We start from the raw sequence: 16,786 nt of genomic DNA on the forward strand, positions 1-16,786 counted from the left end.
TTTGCGTTCCACAATCCGGGCAGATACCGACAGGTTTCGCAGCGGCAGAAACAACCCAGTTTTCTTCTTCTTGAAGGGTAATACCCAGAACCTTGACCCCTGGGCCGGGTGACCATTTCAATTGCGCTCGCATCCCCGCAGATAGCAGTCGAGGCGCTAACACTCTGTTAACCACAGAAATTGAGGAAGACCCGCTTGACGCCGGCGCGGGCGAAAAGCCGATGCTCCAGAGCATCGTCTGTAAGTTCTCCTGGCAATGGCCAGCTCAGCCCCGCCATTGCTGCCCGCTTCAGGTTATCCTGCACGGTGCTGCGGGCAACACCGAGGATCACCGCAATCTCTCGGCTGCTGGTTCCGCTTCCGGCGAGCCGGAGCATCTGTCGTAATTGTCTCATGGTCAGCCTTCTCTTTGCCGGCATCAAAATCTCCTCGTGTATCGGGAGGCTTGATGCCAAAGTTGCTGACCCAGGGGGTATCGTCAGAGCCGGAAACCGGCCGGTAATTGATTGGAATCGTGGCCGGCTTCAAATCGGAACGGTGGCCGGATTTTGATCGGAATGCTGGCCGGCTTCAGATCGGAATCCGCAGCCTCGTCACCAGCCATGCCTACAACGGACACTACTACCTGTACGAGCTTCCGAAGACAGATTTACCGCAAAAGCAATCCAGTCGATGGAACCAGCTCGTCGATCGCCTCGCCGCTCATAAGGAAAATGCCAGCCAAGCCAAAACCTTCAACTGAGTGCGAAAGAGAGATGCAGTATGAATGCAGATCGTTGTAGATCAGCACCATTCCGGTGCCATCCCATACCAGGATTTTTAGGCGATCCCCGCGCTTCGACCGGAAGATCACGGTCACCCCGGAATGCGGATCAACTCGGTCTGCACCATCAAGGCCAGCGCCTGATGGCCACAGCGGAAGTCCACCGGCCGCGTCGCGATCAGGATCGGCAAGCGTTGGCCCGCGACGATCATGCCGTCCCTCGCATCGCGCGCACCAAGGCTGCAACCCGATCAACCGGTACATCGCCGGGAACCCTCATCACGAGGTCTGCGCCTATTTCTATCGTCACGATCCGCAAAGCGGCCGCGACCGGATCCGGAATCGGCAAAGCATCGGTAGCCGTCTCCGTCGTAAGCGCCAGCGGCACAAAGGCGGGTTCGATAGGCCCGCCGTCAATGGCTGGCATCAGTTCGGCAGGCAGCGCCAGAAGACCCTGACGCGCCTGTCGCCGCCAGCTCGAAAGCTGATGTGCAACGAGATCATGACGACGCGCAACGTCAGCGACCCGGGCACCAGGCTGAAGGCTCTCCGCAACAATCCGCGCTTTCACAGCATCGGGCCAGCGTCGGTTTCCACGACGAGGCTCCACCACCTCGCATCGTCCGACAAATCCTTCACTATCCGCCATGCCAAATCTCCAGCTATCGCCGAACACTTTTTGGCAGAAAGGCAGAAACCTCAATGGTCACAAACACGCAAAATCAATGGGATGGAGGCGGCGCATACGGTAAAAGTGGCGACCGGGTGCAACCGGGGCGTAACCGGTGGCCATGCCACGTTATTGATCGCGAGTGTCGAATCGTGCCGCCGTCTTTTCCGCGGTGCCTTCTTTGGTGTGAGCGGGAAGTCACTTGAGACGCTCGAAGAGCGACACGCCTACGAGTACGATTACTCAAAGGCATAAAAGGGCGAGCCGCTGATTAGGTGTAGGTGGCCGATAAACTCTCGGTCTCGGCGGGTTGGCCCTCGATGGCGAAGTCACCGTAAAGCAATCCAATGAGGTCATTGGCCGTCGGAGCCGCCTCCGACAAGGGGTTCGCCGTAGTCGGGACTGGAGCGCCGGCTTTCCATGCTGCCATCAGATCTTCCGAAACCTCGATCAAATATTTCGCGTCCCGCTCATCGTATACCGCCTCCGTGTGCGCATAGGGATTGCGCACATGTTGCACGAGCTTCGACTGGATCCTGACGACCTTCGTTGGGTCGGACAATATTGTGTCGGGGCCCTTGCCCCGGATCGCCGCTGAAACGACGACAAGGAGTGTTGTCAAATCAAGCTTTGTTCCAACCTCTGGCACCCTAAAATCGCCTGGGCCAGCGAAGAAATCCGCGTACGGCAGATTCTGATCGAAGTCTGGAGCGGAAGTATACTTAATGTTGCATCTCGCGGCGGCGATAGCCTGCATGATCGCCTCGGGAACCGTGGCCAGCGCCTTGACTTTCGCAGTTGGCGAGTGAAGCCGTCTCGCCTTTTCGATGAAGGCGGATACAAAGAAGATGAGCAATGTCTCGTGTAGCGGATCACTCGCTAACACCGTCAATTTGTCGAGTTGCACCCTCTCGCCCTTGCCAAAGGCCGCCGCGATCATCTTGGAATATGTCTCGAGCTGACGGGCCCAATTCCTGACGTTCAGCGGCGCATACTCGCTTGCCGCCACCAAGGTGGCACTCCGTCCCACGCGATCCCATTCAACGGACAGCATCCCGCTATCAACTCCCTCGCCGAGCGAGGCTAGCAAACTGACTACATCCGCGAAGCATTTCAATCGCGGATGGCCGTGATGCATTCCAGACAGGCACGCGGAGGCACGACCATATTCCCTTGCCTGCAGCGCTTCCATGGAAAGCTCATACGCTCTCCAATCCGGTTGGCCATTCATTATCGCCCAGCGCGCCAGAATTGGCGTGGAGGCCACCGGACCGTTGGCGGTCTCTTTAACAACGAATGCCTTCAGGGCATTTCCTTGCAGCAAGGTTTGATCGGCCAGCGTGAGTGCGCCCAGTCCCAAACGAGTAAGTATCTCCTCCGGTCTGTCCATTATCTCGGAAAAGGAGCGCTTCATGAAGGAGTCCACATGATCCCCCAAGCTCACCAACGTCGAGCCAATCACGTCGTCGCCACCACGGATCTTGGCCTCGATGAGACGTTGGTAAAAGAGATCAGGTCCCCCGCCCAGTTGGAAAAGTTTATGCGCATCTCCTGGTTTGAGACCGCGCAGGATCGCGCTCGCCACGAAATCGTCCTTGCTGAGCGGCGTCGGAACCGCCCTGTCATGGTTATCACCGTATGAAGAGCTGACAAAGGCGGATGTCGGAGCCATCTGCCGTCGCATTTGCGCGTAGGAAATGGGGGAGATAGCGACCGTTGTTATCTGAAACTCATGCTCCAATGATCGGAGGGTCGACAGTGTCGACAGCAGGTGATCGTCTACGATATCAACGAACGCGTGAAAGCGCTCGATTATGAGTATCGGGTAGACACCCATCTCCAGGGCCTGTTCAACGAGCTCTAGCAAATAGTCGCTTGGATCCTCTAATCCTTCGGCATTCAATGTCACGGCGCACGCCTTCGTTAAGAGCAGGCCGATGCGTTTAACGAAGTGCCTGCTCGACGAGGTTGTGTCCGGGGATATTCGAAGGAACGCCGGCCGAGCGTTCGCGAACTTCCCAGGGACCACGAATGACTTTTCCATGGCCTGCTTGAGTAGCTCCGCCAGTCCCGGCTCGGAAATTCCATGTGGAGATAAAACCAGGAAGGACCTGCCCGGGGATGCCTTCCAGGTGGATGTCGCCCGCTCGGTGAACCAATCACAGTTCGATCTCATATCGTTGCTCTTTGATGACGCAGTGTGAATTCGCCCCATTGATCTGGAGCACGGAACCCTTCTGCGAAGATCGGGATCTTAAAGCGATACTCGCCGGGTCTCGGAATTTCCAGGATGCCAATCTCGGCGAGATCCACCAGATGTTGGCGCCATACGTCCTTATCCCTCACGCCAAGCAACGTTTGATCGAGGATAAAGCCAACATTGGCCTCGGGCGCCACCAGCGAAGTCGAATTCGCAACCCGATAGAGGAGCATCCATAAAAGATCTGGTTCAGGCTCGGGCCGGAGCCCCAGCATATGCTCCAGAGGCTCCAGTATCTCGTAAGCCTTGAAAGGCAGGGTCACCCCATCATCAAGAACCAGCGCTTGAACGGCGCGTCGTACGTCAGTCTTGGTTGCCCGTCCGCTACGCACGAGGGCCGCGGTCGCCGCGCCCAGCTGCCACATGAAAAGCGGCATCCCAGCGGAAATCTGAGCGGCATACTCAATGGCTGCCTGATCGAACTGCACAAAGGGTTTCACCCTGTTGGGCGCGATGATGTGGGAGCAGTCGCCAAAATCCTCCAAGCCCCTGAGGTTGATGGAGAAGCAGCTTCCAAAGAAAGCGTTCTTGTACTCCCTCGCGAAAACGTCGATGTGGTTACTTCCGGACAGGACTATACCGATGTTCTCAGATGCCTGGGAAACTTCTCGCAGGCTTTGCAGGAATTGTTCTAGCTCCGTCCGCTTCGCACCTCCCGCTTGATAGGGAACGACAAGTGTTTCAGCCTCGTCAACGAGGAAGATGATGCGCTTGCTTGCGCCCCCCAACCACTCGAGAAGTTTCTCGCTCAGATAAATAAGGGATTCCGCAAAGCTGTCCTTGTCGTAGCACTCCTGCAGCTTTACCCGCACCGCTTGCCATTCACAATTCAACTTCGATTGGAGCTTGGCCACCACTTCATGGTTCTTGTCGCCAAGCGAAACACGTTTTGCGAGCACGTTTACTATCGCCGAGAACATAGTGCTCGACACGTCCTTGTTCTTGTCCATGAACGCCGATCGTTTCTCCGCGATCGAAAGGTAAACGGTGACCGCGTTGGGGCCGTTCGGCTGCTTGTACGACTTATGGAATTCTTGAAGCAGCGAGGTCTTACCCACGCGCCGCATGCCCGTGAGCAAAACGGGACTGGGTTTCCTGCTCGAAACCAGAACAGTCCGAAGCTGCTCGATCTCCGTTACCCGACCAATGAACTCCTCGTCCTTGGCGGGCTGACTTCCGACACCTGGGTAGATTTCCCAGAGTGACGAGTTGTCGAGCGAATGTCCGCCGCCACCACCGCGATCATGCCGGGATAGCTGGCATGCGATGTCCGTCTGTATGACATCACCGGTCAGGGTCTTCGCCCCAACGCGCATACGAAGCAATTCGCGGGCTGGCTCCGCATCGGCTTTCGCCCAGCTGCGCCCGAGGTTGATCGACACCAAGTAATCCGCCGCGAAATATACGGGTTGCTTCGTGAGCTCCATTCGCCTACTTCCGTCGGCGAACGTGACGTCATCCTCCTGGAACAGCGTCACGCTCAGTACTTCCGGCACCAAGCCACGCGGCTCAATGGTTATCGGCAGCTCAACCCGCGTCGGCCGCTCGTTCTCGAGCCTGAACGAAATCTGCTCATCCGTCGTGGCTATCAATCTGGGCTGTTCCACCGCGTGAGCAGACGGCAACCCCCGAATGAAATTGCGGAACGGTCCGGCCTTCGCCTGTTGGGCGGTTTGCGCGGCCAGCGACTGAGCCACGGGAACAAGATCACCACGCGTCACCGCGACAGACCTGATTTCGAAAAGTTGCTCCAGCTTGTCGCGCAATGACGGTTCATGCTTCTGCGCCAGCTTGAGCACCAGTTCCGAGGAGCGCTCGTACAGGAAGAACAGCAGTGGAGTGCGAATTGCTTGAGGTTCGCCCGTATTCGTCGCTGCATCCCAGAGTTTCTCGGCCAGCTCAACGCCAAGGCTACCTTTAAGCAAATTCTCGACCGCTCGGCGGCCATTACCGGTGAGTTGCAGGATGTTCTTCACCGCGTCAGGGCGGTTTGCCAATACCTCCGCCCACGGGCCGCCATCGGGCTTGCGCCGAAGTTCCAGGGCGACACACACGATCCTGTAAGCGATCTCCGCGCGAATGGACCTGGGAATGAAACGCAGCTCATCCGATGACAGCAAGGAACTTACTTCCGCCACCTCGCTAGAAATTTGTGATGTAGAGCCTTCGTCGGCGGCGATGATCAATCTTGCCAGCTCAGCGAAGTAATGCGAATGCTCAACGGTTGGATTAGCGGCCGCCAACTCAAGGAGCTTTTCCCAGTCCTGACCGATCATTGCCTCGCCGACCTTGGACATCAAGGATGAGGCCATCGCCTTGTCGACACTGACCTCCTCGGGAGTAACTTTGGCCCGTAATGCCTCGTCCGGCTCGTCCACGTCGACAGCGTCGACATCGCGAAGGGGCGAACTTTCCGTGGGCTCATCCGCGAACACCTCTCCAATTTCCGTGAGACGCGCTATGCAGTTGATCGGCTCACCCGACGACCCGATGATGTCCGAGATCTCGTAGACACGCTCCAAAACGCGGTCCGCTTCCTCGTCTCCATTGGCGTTCAGTGTCCGAGCGATCTCGATGAAGAACTTTAGATACCATCGGATGAGTATTGGCAGTGCATTCTTGGCAGCGAGGGAAAAAGCCGGAGACGACTCTATCCAAGTACGAAGCTTGGAGGCGGACGGCTCGAGCATTTCGGAGAACAGGTCGGCGGTCCTTGACGTCAACCAGGTGTCTGGGTCCTTTGCCAGATCCTCGAAGACGGCGAGGTCGGCAGCCAACTCGGGAATGACGTTGGATGTAATCGCAAAGGTACCCTCAGCCAATAGTATATGGGTTCGATTGGCCGTTCGCCGCTTGAGTTCTTCGGTCCATTGTTGCTCGAGGTCGTAGACTGGAGAACGTTCCTCGCGAACAGCAACACCAGCCTTCAGAAGAAGCTTCGTAAGTTGTCCGCGCTTGCTGGTGTCCGCCTCACTTTCCAGTGCAGGTCGCACCGACGATTGAGCCTCATACAACATCAGCTCCGCAAGATCGCCGCGCTCGCGAGCAGCGTCAAAGTCAAAATTATCGATGGCTTCCTTGAGTTGATCCAGGATGGAATCGTCGGCGAAATCGAGCTCCTTCGAAAGATCGCGAAGCACCCGCAGGCGCTCCAGTGCCTCAATCGTCTGGCTACTCGATTCTCTGCCCAGCAAGCCGAGAAGAGTCTGGCGGTCGACTTGATCGCCGAACTCCTGAATCGTCGAAAGGGCGACCGCGTACCTTCCGCTCGCTATCAAATGCGTGACGATTTCATCCTTCGTGGGCAGCCGGTCCTGGGAAGTCCACCATAATAGAGCGGAGGTCACCTCCAGGCCATTCAGCCGCCGGTCGTCATAGAATTCCGCCAGTTCCAGGTGAGTTCGTGCCCAGTGACTGTCTCCCTCGTCCCACTCTCTGGCGAAAAATGGCTCCGCATCGCCGAGGAGGGTCGGATGTTCGGGTGGCGACTCCACTCCCGTGAGCATCAAGTGAATGTTCGCCTCAAACCACTCGATCGATCCAGCGGAACCAGTCTTGCGAAGCTGCGCTAATAGCCTCTCCAACTTTCCGCGAAACGCGACTTCCCGCGAGTCGGACTTTGCTCGCCCGGCTCCCTCGCTCGTTAACCGCTCTAGCAACACCGAGCCTTGCGACACGTAACGCTCAAGCTGACTACGATGACGAGCCTCGACCCTCACTCCCAGCGTTCGGGATACCGATGCAATAATCTCTTCAACCGCTTTGCCAGACTTCAGGTCCGCTAGGGTACTCGCTATTACCGTGAGCTTGGGCTTCGATGGCGAGCAAAGCGGCGCGAAGAGTTCTTCACGCGCTGCCTCGCGAAGCTTCCTGTAGATCCCCGTCATCATGATCGGCGTATTAATGAATTCCCTCAGGGCACCAAAGGTATCCTGGGTGCTGGTCGGACCCGCTAATAGGCGCCGCAGGTCGTCCGCGCAGGCCACGATGTCGAGATATTCGCTGAGCATCAGCGATAGCTCATGCACCGTGCGTCCGACCACATTCACGTCGCTAAGCCCAGACGCGGGGTCGGACACTTGAGCCAAGGGTCCGAAGAAGATCGCGTCCCGGAATTTCTCGAGGGCCACTACTCTTCGTACGATCGGCTCGCTGTCGAAAGCCGACGTCGCGGAATCAAGAAAGCGAAGGAGATCGCGGCGAACTATGGTTTTCTCACCAACAAGCAGCCGGAGCTCGCTGGCGGCTTCGTCGCCGTTTTTCTCGGTCATCAATCTCAGCAGGATGGCCCGCAAAGGAAGCAAGCTGTCCGCCGGAAAAGCTGCTCCAATGGCTGCCATTTCTTCGGTGCAAAGATTTTGCACCCAGCCTTGGATAAGCGATCCCGAAGGTTGCTTGCGGCAATATTCCCTGACCTCATCTCCAAAGCGTGTCCGAAGTTGCTGTTTTCTCAAATGGTGGGCAGCCAAAACGGCTAATTGCTCCAGGTCACCGATCGTCGCGGCTTGGCTACCGAGATCCTTACGCCATGCGTTGAGTACCGCCGTACCGGCCTCCGTGCCAACCTCCACGAGTGATTGGACACGGTCTGCCTGCTTAAGACCTTCATTGACAGACCCGGGGTGTAAAACGATGGCCGGCGCGACTAGGCCAACCCGCTCCGCGCTTTCTGCGATCAGTCGCTCCGTCTCCAGTGAGCACTGCGCCATCCGTGCTCCAACGGCAGCGCGCGCTGCCCTAACCTGGGTCACGATCCTGATTGCTTCGTCGTAATCGCGATCATTGAGCTCGGAGAGTCCCAAAAGATCTTGTATCGCGCTGGCGGCCAGTTCAGAGGCAGCCGATTTCAAGTCGGCTTCCGACTGGTCAAGTGCGTCCAGCAGTGCCTGGGATTTCTCGCTCACTGGCAGGGCGGCGGGAAGCGACGGAGGCTCGATGGCGTCATCAAGATGTGGAGGGGTCAACTCGTGCCTAGCCGCAGGAAGCGACTCGATCGCGGCAGACGTTTCGAGGCGTTCGAAATATTCGTTGCCGTGAGCGGCTGCTTCAGTGAAAAGAGCAAACGCGTCTTCCACGGATAGCTTGGCGGCCATCAGCACGACGATTTGAGCAAACAGTTCGCCCCGCGCATCGCATGGCCACTGATCCGGCGGTCCGGCTTCACGAAGGCGGGCCGCAGTCAGGAAGTACCGCTCACCCGAGCCAGTTCCGACATCGCATACTTTGAATATCCACTCCCGAACCGCGACGTTGTCGGGATCCGCCATGAGCACTCCCCACAACAGGCTGGCCATGTCCTGGTTTATACGGGTCCGAGCGACATTGGGCTGCATTCGGCCAAAACGAGGGGAATCGCGCTCTTGTTGCAACTCGAGCTCGACAATGCGCGCCCTAGCACGAGGGTAGTCGCATACGGCACGCACCAGTAGCTGGTCTTGATCAGGGGCCTTAAGGGAATCATTCGCCACAGTAAGCTTACGATAGCTCGGCAAGACGCGCTTCAAGAAGACCTTCAGGGCTTTCCGTACAACCACCGCCGAGGTGTCGGTCTTCATAGGCAGCGACAAAAAGAAAGCTCTTTTCAAGAAAGCTTCCGACAGAATCCTGTATGGCCACGGGCCTTCTGGATTGATCGGCCATTCAGCCTCAGAAACACGATGGATCTTGCTCATGATGCGCCCGATTCTCTTTTCCCCGAACAATACTCAAGAACGATATGCTCGCTAATGCAATCCGAACGTGCGCTAACGTGGCGTCACCCACAGCGGAAATGGTGCGAGAAGCCGGGACGGCATGGCGGTCTTCGGCCGCGGAACGGCGATCGGGTGGGAGTGTTTTTCCTGCCCAAGTCGTTGACGTATGCGGCGGCAAAGATGCATCTGAAATTGATTTGCTGATGGGTGAAATCGGAATATCAAACGCCGTCGGTTCGATTCCCATCAAGGTGAGCGGATAAAACTGTGATTTTTCAAACGCGGGAGTCATCAGCCCGTGCAACGATCGTCTTCGGTGGGAGATTGCCGCTCACCTGAGGCTTTTGGTTCCCGATTTCAATTGAAAAAGCCAACTACATCCGACAATTTCCGGTTTGAAACGGTAAATCCACAGAGTTGCTCCATCATACGATGCTCGGTTAGTATCGTTCGATGGCCGATACATTGACGCAGGCACAGCGCTCGGAGCGAATGGCGCGCGTGAGAGGTAAGGACACCGGACCTGAATTGGTCGTGCGGCGGCTGATTCATGGTATGGGTTATCGCTATCGCGTGCATGACCGTTCCCTGCCAGGTAGTCCAGATCTCGTTTTTCGCTCTCGGCGGAAGGCCATTTTTGTGCATGGATGTTTTTGGCATCGTCACGATGATTCGGCCTGCAAGCTCGCTCGACTACCCAAATCGAGAAGTGAATTCTGGATTCCGAAGCTGGAGGCGAACGCCAAGAGGGATGCGCGAAATCAGGAGGAATTGCGTGCCTTAGGCTGGGATGTGCTCGTCCTATGGGAATGCCAGCTTAAAGATCACTCTCTCCTGAAATCCCAAATGGAGGCATTCATTAACCAATGAAATCAATTGAACTCTTCGCGGGTGCGGGTGGACTTGGCATCGGATTGCACGACGCCGGTTTTCGTCCCGTGAATGTCATCGAGTGGGATCCCTACTGCTGCGACACCATCCGCGAGAACAAGTCCCGCGGCATCCATGCCGTGAAGAACTGGAAGGTCACGGAAGGCGACGTTCGTTCCGTCGATTTCAAGCCCTATGAAGGAAAAGTGCGCCTCGTTTCAGGCGGCCCTCCTTGCCAGCCGTTTTCAATGGGCGGAAAGCATGGCGCTTATGATGATGCGCGCGATATGTTTCCACAAGCCATCCGAGCCGTGCGTGAAACAAAACCGCAAGCGTTCATCTTCGAGAACGTCAAGGGTCTAACGCGCGCCACTTTCCGTAATTACTTTGAATATGTGCGGCTTCAGCTCGAACATCCAGAGATACGGGCCAAGCGCGATGAGGATTGGGCGGATCATCTCGCGCGCCTTGAGCAGCATCATACAAGTGGAAGCAGGCAAGGGCTGAACTATCGTGTGATCACGCGGCTCATGAATGCCGCTAACTATGGAGTTCCACAGAAGCGGGAGCGGGTGTTCTTCGTTGGCTTTCGCGAGGATCTTGGCGTGAGCTGGAATTTTCCCGGGACCACTCATTCCCGGGAGGCGATGCTATGGGACCAACTTCATGGTGATTATTGGGACCGCCATGAAGTGGCTCGCAAGCACAGATCACTCCCGAAAGGCGCTAACGGCATCAGCAAGGATGAGAAGCCAGGCGAGCTGGCTTGGCGAACGACGAGGGATGCTTTAGCCGACCTTCCCGATCCGGAATTCGAGGTGGAGGAAAGCAATAGGATATCCAATCACCGCTTCCAACCGGGCGCGCGTTCATACCAAGGCCACACCGGAAGCCTATGGGATGAACCTGCGAAAACCCTAAAAGCGGGCGTGCATGGTGTGCCGGGCGGCGAGAACATGCTGCGCCGTCCAGATGCATCGGTTCGCTACTTCACGGTGCGCGAAAGCGCGCGGCTGCAAACGTTCCCCGACAATTTTCTATTCCATGGCTCGTGGACGGAAACAATGCGGCAGCTCGGTAACGCCGTTCCAGTTGAGCTCGCGCGCGTTGTTGGTGAAAGCGTTGGCGGTTGTCTACCACGCGCCGCAGCTTGATGCCGTTAATCAACCCAAATCACGTGTTCGATCCCTAGCTTCTTCGCCGCGCTTTCAACCACCATTCTATCTTTATTCGTGGCGAACTTGGCTGCCGCCTCAGTGAAGATCGCCGCGTATGGGCGCCCCGCCTCGAAGGCGCGCTCATGAAGAGCCATCAAGGTCGCCTTCCAATCGCTAGCCTTGCTCCAAGCGATCTGACGCTCATCTGCGAGCCGGCGGCCATGAGGTTTTATATAGGTCTTCACCGTCGCACTGTCCGGCGAGATATTGAGAACTCGGAACGCCAGCCCAGGATTCGCGGATGTCTCGCGCGTGTAAGCCTTGAGCAGCGTGTCCTTGATGTAAACTCGCACTTGACGGGCATCCATGTAGGCGGAGAGCCGACCACCTACTTCCTTGGTTTCGGTCCAGATCGTGTAGTATCGCGATTTATCTGCAGAAGAGAGGGCTGACCAATTCAGGCGATCTGCCTCCGCCCAAAGTCGCTCCTTGATACCTTGCTTTATTTTTTCTGGAACGCTCATGCAACTCCTCCCGGTTGAGGAGTGGGAGGGAAATCGAAGCGCGGGAGTTCAAGTTGCGCGTCGCCCTCGCGCAACATGAGATCAGCCTGATCCTTCATCCACTCGAACATGAAGCTGCCAGCCGAGGCATCACGGAAATTTATCAGGTGATGGCCAAGTGGCAAACGCTCCAAGGGACCGGCGGCCGCTTTTTCCAGCTCGACCACCTCGGCCATGCGTCGCAGGTCGGTGACGAAATCGAGCACGATCACCTTATCCTTGCCGGGGCTTAGTCTTAGGCCGCGCCCCAACTGCTGGACAAAAATTCTTCGGCTATGAGTGGCTCTCATGAAGGCGATTAGATCAACGTCGGGCACATCGACCCCTTCGTTGAATAGATCGACACTCGTCAAGATATCGATATCGCCTCGACGAAACATCACCATCAGCCGATCCCGCTCCCGGGCGTCCTGCTTCGATGATATGGCTTCCGCTCGTAACCCAAAGCTTCGCAATGAGCCGGCGAAGCTCTCAGCGTGGTCAACCGTGGGGGAAAAAACGATCCCGCCCCGACGGTTTTCGGCGCGAAAGACTTCCGTTATTTGGCGGGCTGCTTCCTCGTCGCGCGTTGGCATGATGAGTTTCTTGTTCAGTTGGCTTAGAGAATAGTTGTGCGCGGAAATATCCTGGACGAATTTCCAGTCTATGTTGTCCGCGAGAAGACGGTAATCCACTTCGCTGAGATATTTCTTCTGCAATCCATCCGAGATGCCAAGACGGATGAGGGGCTTTCCAAGGAGATCGTCGATATCGAATCCATCCCCTCGCCAAGGAGTGGCCGTCACGCCACCCAACATCGGAGGTTGCAGCTCCTCGATCGCGCGCCGGAACGTCGGTGAGCCAATATGATGGGCTTCGTCGACGAGCACCAAGCCAAAGCTTGGAAGATCGTCGATACGACCAACCACGCTCTGCACCGTCGCGAAGGTGATGCCGTCATGGAAGGTTGGAACCTCATCTCCGGAAAGCAAATGCGTCGGAACCCACTTTGGCAATTGATACCAGAAACCGAACTGAAGCTGGCGGATCAGCTCCCGCTTATCCGCCAATACAAGCACGCGGTTATCTCGAATGAGGCCGTCGCGATACAAATCGCTGACCACTTCCGCCATCACTACCGTCTTGCCCAGGCCAGTGGCCAGCACGACTTGCGCCCGGCCAGTGTCCGTCAGTCCCTCCCGGAATTTCACGAGCGCGTCTTGCTGGTACGGACGAAGTTCACGGCGGGCCTTAGTGTATTCAGGCACGCGCGCCGCCATGGCCATGAGCCGCGCGGGATCAAGCAATTCGACATTTATGCCTATGCGCTTATACCGCTCGATTTCGGCGTTGACGCCGCCGCCAACCGCTCGCGACGTGGCGACAAGCATGCGGCTGGCTCCATAGAACGTGCCAGCCTCAACGACTTCTTGAACCGCGTACTTCGTGGGTGGGGCAGTTGTCGTGTGCTTGCACTGGACGACCCAAATCTCCCCGTTCTTGACCCCGACGATATCCGCGCCCTTGTCTCCCGACCCGCCGACAACGCGAACGTCATCGAACCCCGCATGGATGAGAAGCCGGGCCACATCTCGTTCGAATGCCTGCCAAGGGCCTCGAAGGAGCCTGCGATCATCGAGAAAGACGGTCATTGGACGGGTTCGATATCAGGTCTAAGCAGTTCCAGCGACATCACCGCCCGAATGATTTCATCACGTGAGGCCACGGCTAGATCGCTGCTATCTTGTTTCGAAAGCCAGATCGCGTCGCTGATCAGGCCAATATACTTCGATAGCACGCTGTCCCTGGCATCTTCGGTGATGTTGGGTTCGCCATAGTCGAGGTCGGAATAGGTTTCGTCCCACACCTTGCCGTCGAAGCACAGTTCAGGCCGGCTTTCCACCAGGATCTTGATGATCTCGAATGGGGCTGATTGGAGAAAACTTCCATCAATGGTCGCCTCCGCTGGCTTGATCTTCTTGCCGGCAAGGGTTCGCATGACGGTATGTTGCTCGGAAACGGACAGGTCATTGAACAAGGACGCCCGCTCTTCCTCGGGGCACGCGGCCACCAAGGCCTTGGCGATATCGATGAGCGTCGCCGCCGCGTCGGTTGGTAGGGACTTAAAATCCAGGGCGTTCTCAACGCCGTACTCCAGACGGAACTCCGTCAGAATTCGGGCTATATCCGGGTTTTGACTGGTAGTCCGTGTCTGATCCGCGGTCATGAACGCGAGATTGGTCAAGAGCGCATCTCGCGGCGTCATCGTGATTGACTGGAAAACCGGATGAGCGGGGTTGTACAAGAAATGATAAGTCTTGGTCGGAATGTCCCCCATCCGAACCGTCCAAGCACTATCGGCGGGCAGGTCGGGGTCATTGGCGGTGACCTCGAACGCCATCACGCTCCATTGCGTGCTGGACGGCTGATGATGGTATTTCCTGCTCAAGTTCGGAACCTCTCGACGCGGGGGGGGCGCGGGTTTGGGTGCCGGCGGAGGAGTAGGCGTGCTTGCGGTGGTGGTCGGCGGTTCATTTGTGGGAGGATCATCGATCAAGCCGGTGGGCAGGTCATCGCCTCCCGTGGGTGCTTCACCACCACCTTGGCCAAAAAGCAGCTCGCGGTCGGCGGCTTCCACCAACTCCCACCATTTCGTGTCGTCTTGATATTCTGGATTACCGTCATGGAAATAGCTCGCCATTTCCATCGCTCGGTTATTGTCCTTCACGATCATGATCCGCGCGTAGGCGCCCGCCGTTTTTGAGTGAGGGCTTGTACGACGGAATGCCCTGAAAAGCCGGAACAAGGGCGTTTCATTCGGTCCATATCCAAGATCCTTGGCCTTCTCCGGACGCAAGGGGCCTTCCCCGCGCACCAGTTGGACCATTTCATCCCAGGTCGGATCCGCGCGGTCGAAGCGATCCTTCGCGTAGCTAACTCGGCAATGATCGATGTGAATCTCGCCGACGATGCGTCCGCGGTTGCGTTGGTCATCGATCGGATATTCGCGCTCCTCGCTTTCTCCATCGTGCCAGGAAAATAGATCCTTGTTGGCTAGTTCGATCTTTCGGCCATTGCGAATGAAATCGATGCCGTATTCCGATTGATCGAGATAGCGCTGGAGCCCAAGCCAGCCGGTGACTTTCCTCGTGCGTTTGACGACCGTTCCATGCGCCGAGCAAAAGGGGCAGTCCGCCGACCCCGGATCTTCCATCAGCCACGTCATGCAGTTCGTGCAGTAGAACCGATCGGATAGCGAATGATTGATGGGCATGACGGCATTCACGTTGATGCCGCCGACGCCCGGAACTACGCGGTCTTCGCTCCAAATACAATGACGCCGTGCTTCCACACGCTTGTTATTGAGGTGAAGTTCGAAAGAGATAGGCACGCCGTTTTGCCGCAGCATCGAGGAATACGCTTGTGACAAACGCTTTCGGACCGCCGTTTGGTTCGCGTTCTTAGCGAGCCATTTACGTTGCTCGGGTTTGAGCTGCTTGATGGTTATTTCCGTGCCGTGCTGCTCCGGATCAACCTTGGGACGCCTCAGATGAGGAGTGCGAAAATGGCGTTGACGACGCAGCGCGTCGAAGTCAATGGATAGGCCATGCCATTCGGCGTCGCCCTTGCGTGTCGTCCACACCTCCGTCACCGATCCAAGTCGCGCCGTCGCGATGTTGAATCCCATGCCAAACAAACCAAGGCTGTCGATCGGGTTATTTCCAGACCAACCCGCGCTGACCGCGCGCTCCAAGACGTCGGGCGACATGCCGGTGCCATTGTCGATGACCCGTACCGTCGCGTTTTCGTTGTCGACAGAGGGCAATATCACAGTGACCCTGGCGCCTGAAATGGGCGCTTCAGCACGGCTTTCTTTCAAGAAACCATCAACGGCATTGTCGATCAATTCCGCTAGGCAGCGCCACTGGTCGATGTTGATTTCGCCCAACATGGGCAAGACCCTAGGGTCGGGTTGAAGATCAAACTCCTCGGTAGCCATGGTCGAAATGTTATCCTGGTTCCCCGTCATGCCCAGATTTCCATAAAAAATTAGCCAAAAGCTCTCAAGATAGATGACAACTACTGCTAGTATAACGGGTATTACAAAAGGTATCGAATGTCCATCACGTTGGAAACGCCCAATAAATCAGCCGGTTCCGAACTGGATGATTACCTCTCTAGGTTGCGTCAATTGGTGGACGATACAATTATAAAGCTTGGAAACGCAAGCTTCCGGGAGGACCCCATCGCTGGGCGCAAATACTCTCGTGCCACCTCGATTATCAGCTCCGCGTATAAACGTCATGGCGCCATCCTTGATCAGGCCCTTCTAGAGCGCCTAAAGGATTGCTCCCGATTTCGCGTGTGGACGGAGGACGATTTCAAGCTCTCACATGAGTCCTTGCAGCGGACCCGTATTTCCGAACGTATCGAGCCCCTCCTGCGAACCAATGTCGCATATGGGGATCGTGAACGAGCCATTCGCATCGACATACTTGTGTTCGACGAAGAGAGTGGTGCGTTGACCTCATATAATGTGAAAAGAGGCAACGGGTACTACGATGGGGGCAAGCGCCGAATGATTCAGGAAGATCTTCTGCGTACCCACATGTTGTTGGAAGGATATGGTCGAGCTTGCGGTCTGGCTCCCAGGAGCAGTCACGCCCATATTGTGTTTTACTACGATTTGCTTTCGCTTCCGCCGCCCCTGGCGATCCCGGGCAGCAAGCTAGACGAGCATTTTGGGTTTCCGGTTCGCGCCGCCATGGAGCGGGTCAACGCGTATTTCATTGGACGTTTGCATGCATTGATAGAAAATGATGAATAACGC

General features: G+C 56.6%; 13 protein-coding genes. 5 read left to right on the forward strand and 8 right to left on the reverse strand.

The window, feature by feature from the left end:
• Nucleotides 1-167: 167 nt before the first annotated feature.
• Nucleotides 168-395: a hypothetical protein gene (locus AC0C6X_RS29230; protein ID WP_472956521.1), complete on the reverse strand. Its 228-nt coding sequence runs from the start codon at nt 393-395 to the stop codon at nt 168-170.
• A gap of 107 nt (nt 396-502) precedes the next feature.
• On the opposite strand from AC0C6X_RS29230, the gene AC0C6X_RS29235 reads away from it, so the two are divergent.
• Nucleotides 503-742 carry a hypothetical protein gene (locus tag AC0C6X_RS29235; protein ID WP_472956571.1) on the forward strand — a complete coding sequence of 80 codons (240 nt, stop codon included), beginning with the start codon at nt 503-505 and terminating at the stop codon, nt 740-742.
• Here AC0C6X_RS29235 and tnpB read toward each other — a convergent pair.
• Nucleotides 650-859: an IS66 family insertion sequence element accessory protein TnpB gene (tnpB, locus tag AC0C6X_RS29240; protein WP_472956523.1), complete on the reverse strand. Its 210-nt coding sequence runs from the start codon at nt 857-859 to the stop codon at nt 650-652. The two genes, AC0C6X_RS29235 and tnpB, sit on opposite strands and share 93 nt — an antisense overlap.
• Before the next feature lie 112 nt (nt 860-971).
• Nucleotides 972-1,376: an IS66-like element accessory protein TnpA gene (gene tnpA / locus AC0C6X_RS29245; RefSeq protein ID WP_472956568.1), complete on the reverse strand. Its 405-nt coding sequence runs from the start codon at nt 1,374-1,376 to the stop codon at nt 972-974.
• Between tnpA and AC0C6X_RS29250 the strand changes: the two genes are divergently transcribed.
• A complete protein-coding gene (locus AC0C6X_RS29250; RefSeq protein WP_472956572.1) occupies nt 1,266-1,688 on the forward strand; it encodes a hypothetical protein in 423 nt (140 codons plus the stop codon). The genes tnpA and AC0C6X_RS29250 overlap by 111 nt on opposite strands.
• A gap of 16 nt (nt 1,689-1,704) precedes the next feature.
• Here AC0C6X_RS29250 and AC0C6X_RS29255 read toward each other — a convergent pair whose 3' ends face one another.
• Both AC0C6X_RS29255 and AC0C6X_RS29260 read right to left on the reverse strand, forming a co-directional pair.
• On the reverse strand, nt 1,705-3,648 hold the full coding sequence (locus AC0C6X_RS29255) for a hypothetical protein (RefSeq protein ID WP_472956525.1): 1,944 nt from the start codon (nt 3,646-3,648) through the stop codon (nt 1,705-1,707).
• Nucleotides 3,606-9,365, reverse strand: a complete 5,760-nt coding sequence (locus AC0C6X_RS29260; protein ID WP_472956527.1) for an AAA family ATPase — start codon at nt 9,363-9,365, stop codon at nt 3,606-3,608. Before AC0C6X_RS29260 ends, AC0C6X_RS29255 begins: the two co-directional genes overlap by 43 nt.
• Before the next feature lie 474 nt (nt 9,366-9,839).
• Here AC0C6X_RS29260 and AC0C6X_RS29265 point away from each other — a divergent pair, with 474 nt between their 5' ends.
• The gene (locus AC0C6X_RS29265) at nt 9,840-10,256 is read left to right on the forward strand and encodes a very short patch repair endonuclease (RefSeq protein WP_472956529.1); all 417 of its coding nucleotides are present in this window, start codon (nt 9,840-9,842) and stop codon (nt 10,254-10,256) included.
• The gene (locus AC0C6X_RS29270; RefSeq protein ID WP_472956531.1) at nt 10,253-11,410 is read left to right on the forward strand and encodes a DNA cytosine methyltransferase; all 1,158 of its coding nucleotides are present in this window, start codon (nt 10,253-10,255) and stop codon (nt 11,408-11,410) included. The genes AC0C6X_RS29265 and AC0C6X_RS29270 overlap by 4 nt, the downstream gene beginning before the upstream one ends.
• A gap of 5 nt (nt 11,411-11,415) precedes the next feature.
• Here AC0C6X_RS29270 and AC0C6X_RS29275 read toward each other — a convergent pair whose 3' ends face one another.
• From AC0C6X_RS29275 to AC0C6X_RS29285, 3 genes are read right to left on the reverse strand one after another with little or no spacing between them, the layout of a single operon-like run.
• Nucleotides 11,416-11,937 carry a hypothetical protein gene (locus tag AC0C6X_RS29275; RefSeq protein WP_472956533.1) on the reverse strand — a complete coding sequence of 174 codons (522 nt, stop codon included), beginning with the start codon at nt 11,935-11,937 and terminating at the stop codon, nt 11,416-11,418.
• Complete coding sequence (locus tag AC0C6X_RS29280) at nt 11,934-13,607, reverse strand: DEAD/DEAH box helicase family protein (protein ID WP_472956535.1); 1,674 nt, start codon at nt 13,605-13,607, stop codon at nt 11,934-11,936. Before AC0C6X_RS29280 ends, AC0C6X_RS29275 begins: the two co-directional genes overlap by 4 nt.
• Nucleotides 13,604-15,985: an ATP-binding protein gene (locus tag AC0C6X_RS29285; protein ID WP_472956537.1), complete on the reverse strand. Its 2,382-nt coding sequence runs from the start codon at nt 15,983-15,985 to the stop codon at nt 13,604-13,606. Before AC0C6X_RS29285 ends, AC0C6X_RS29280 begins: the two co-directional genes overlap by 4 nt.
• 87 nt (nt 15,986-16,072) lie before the next feature.
• On the opposite strand from AC0C6X_RS29285, the gene AC0C6X_RS29290 reads away from it, so the two are divergent.
• Complete coding sequence (locus tag AC0C6X_RS29290; protein WP_472956539.1) at nt 16,073-16,783, forward strand: hypothetical protein; 711 nt, start codon at nt 16,073-16,075, stop codon at nt 16,781-16,783.
• Nucleotides 16,784-16,786 lie beyond the last annotated feature (3 nt).

The organism is Ensifer sp. VA4, assembly GCF_055710065.1.

Coding starts and splice junctions, on each gene's coding strand:
- AC0C6X_RS29260 (WP_472956527.1), bottom strand. CDS start 9,365: ATGAGCAAGATCCATCGTGTTTCTGAGGCTGAATGGCCGATCAATCCA.
- AC0C6X_RS29275 (WP_472956533.1), bottom strand. CDS start 11,937: ATGAGCGTTCCAGAAAAAATAAAGCAAGGTATCAAGGAGCGACTTTGG.
- AC0C6X_RS29270 (WP_472956531.1), top strand. CDS start 10,253: ATGAAATCAATTGAACTCTTCGCGGGTGCGGGTGGACTTGGCATCGGA.
- AC0C6X_RS29230 (WP_472956521.1), bottom strand. CDS start 395: ATGAGACAATTACGACAGATGCTCCGGCTCGCCGGAAGCGGAACCAGC.
- AC0C6X_RS29255 (WP_472956525.1), bottom strand. CDS start 3,648: ATGGGGCGAATTCACACTGCGTCATCAAAGAGCAACGATATGAGATCG.
- AC0C6X_RS29265 (WP_472956529.1), top strand. CDS start 9,840: ATGGCCGATACATTGACGCAGGCACAGCGCTCGGAGCGAATGGCGCGC.
- AC0C6X_RS29280 (WP_472956535.1), bottom strand. CDS start 13,607: ATGACCGTCTTTCTCGATGATCGCAGGCTCCTTCGAGGCCCTTGGCAG.
- AC0C6X_RS29290 (WP_472956539.1), top strand. CDS start 16,073: ATGTCCATCACGTTGGAAACGCCCAATAAATCAGCCGGTTCCGAACTG.
- AC0C6X_RS29250 (WP_472956572.1), top strand. CDS start 1,266: ATGACGACGCGCAACGTCAGCGACCCGGGCACCAGGCTGAAGGCTCTC.
- AC0C6X_RS29285 (WP_472956537.1), bottom strand. CDS start 15,985: ATGACGGGGAACCAGGATAACATTTCGACCATGGCTACCGAGGAGTTT.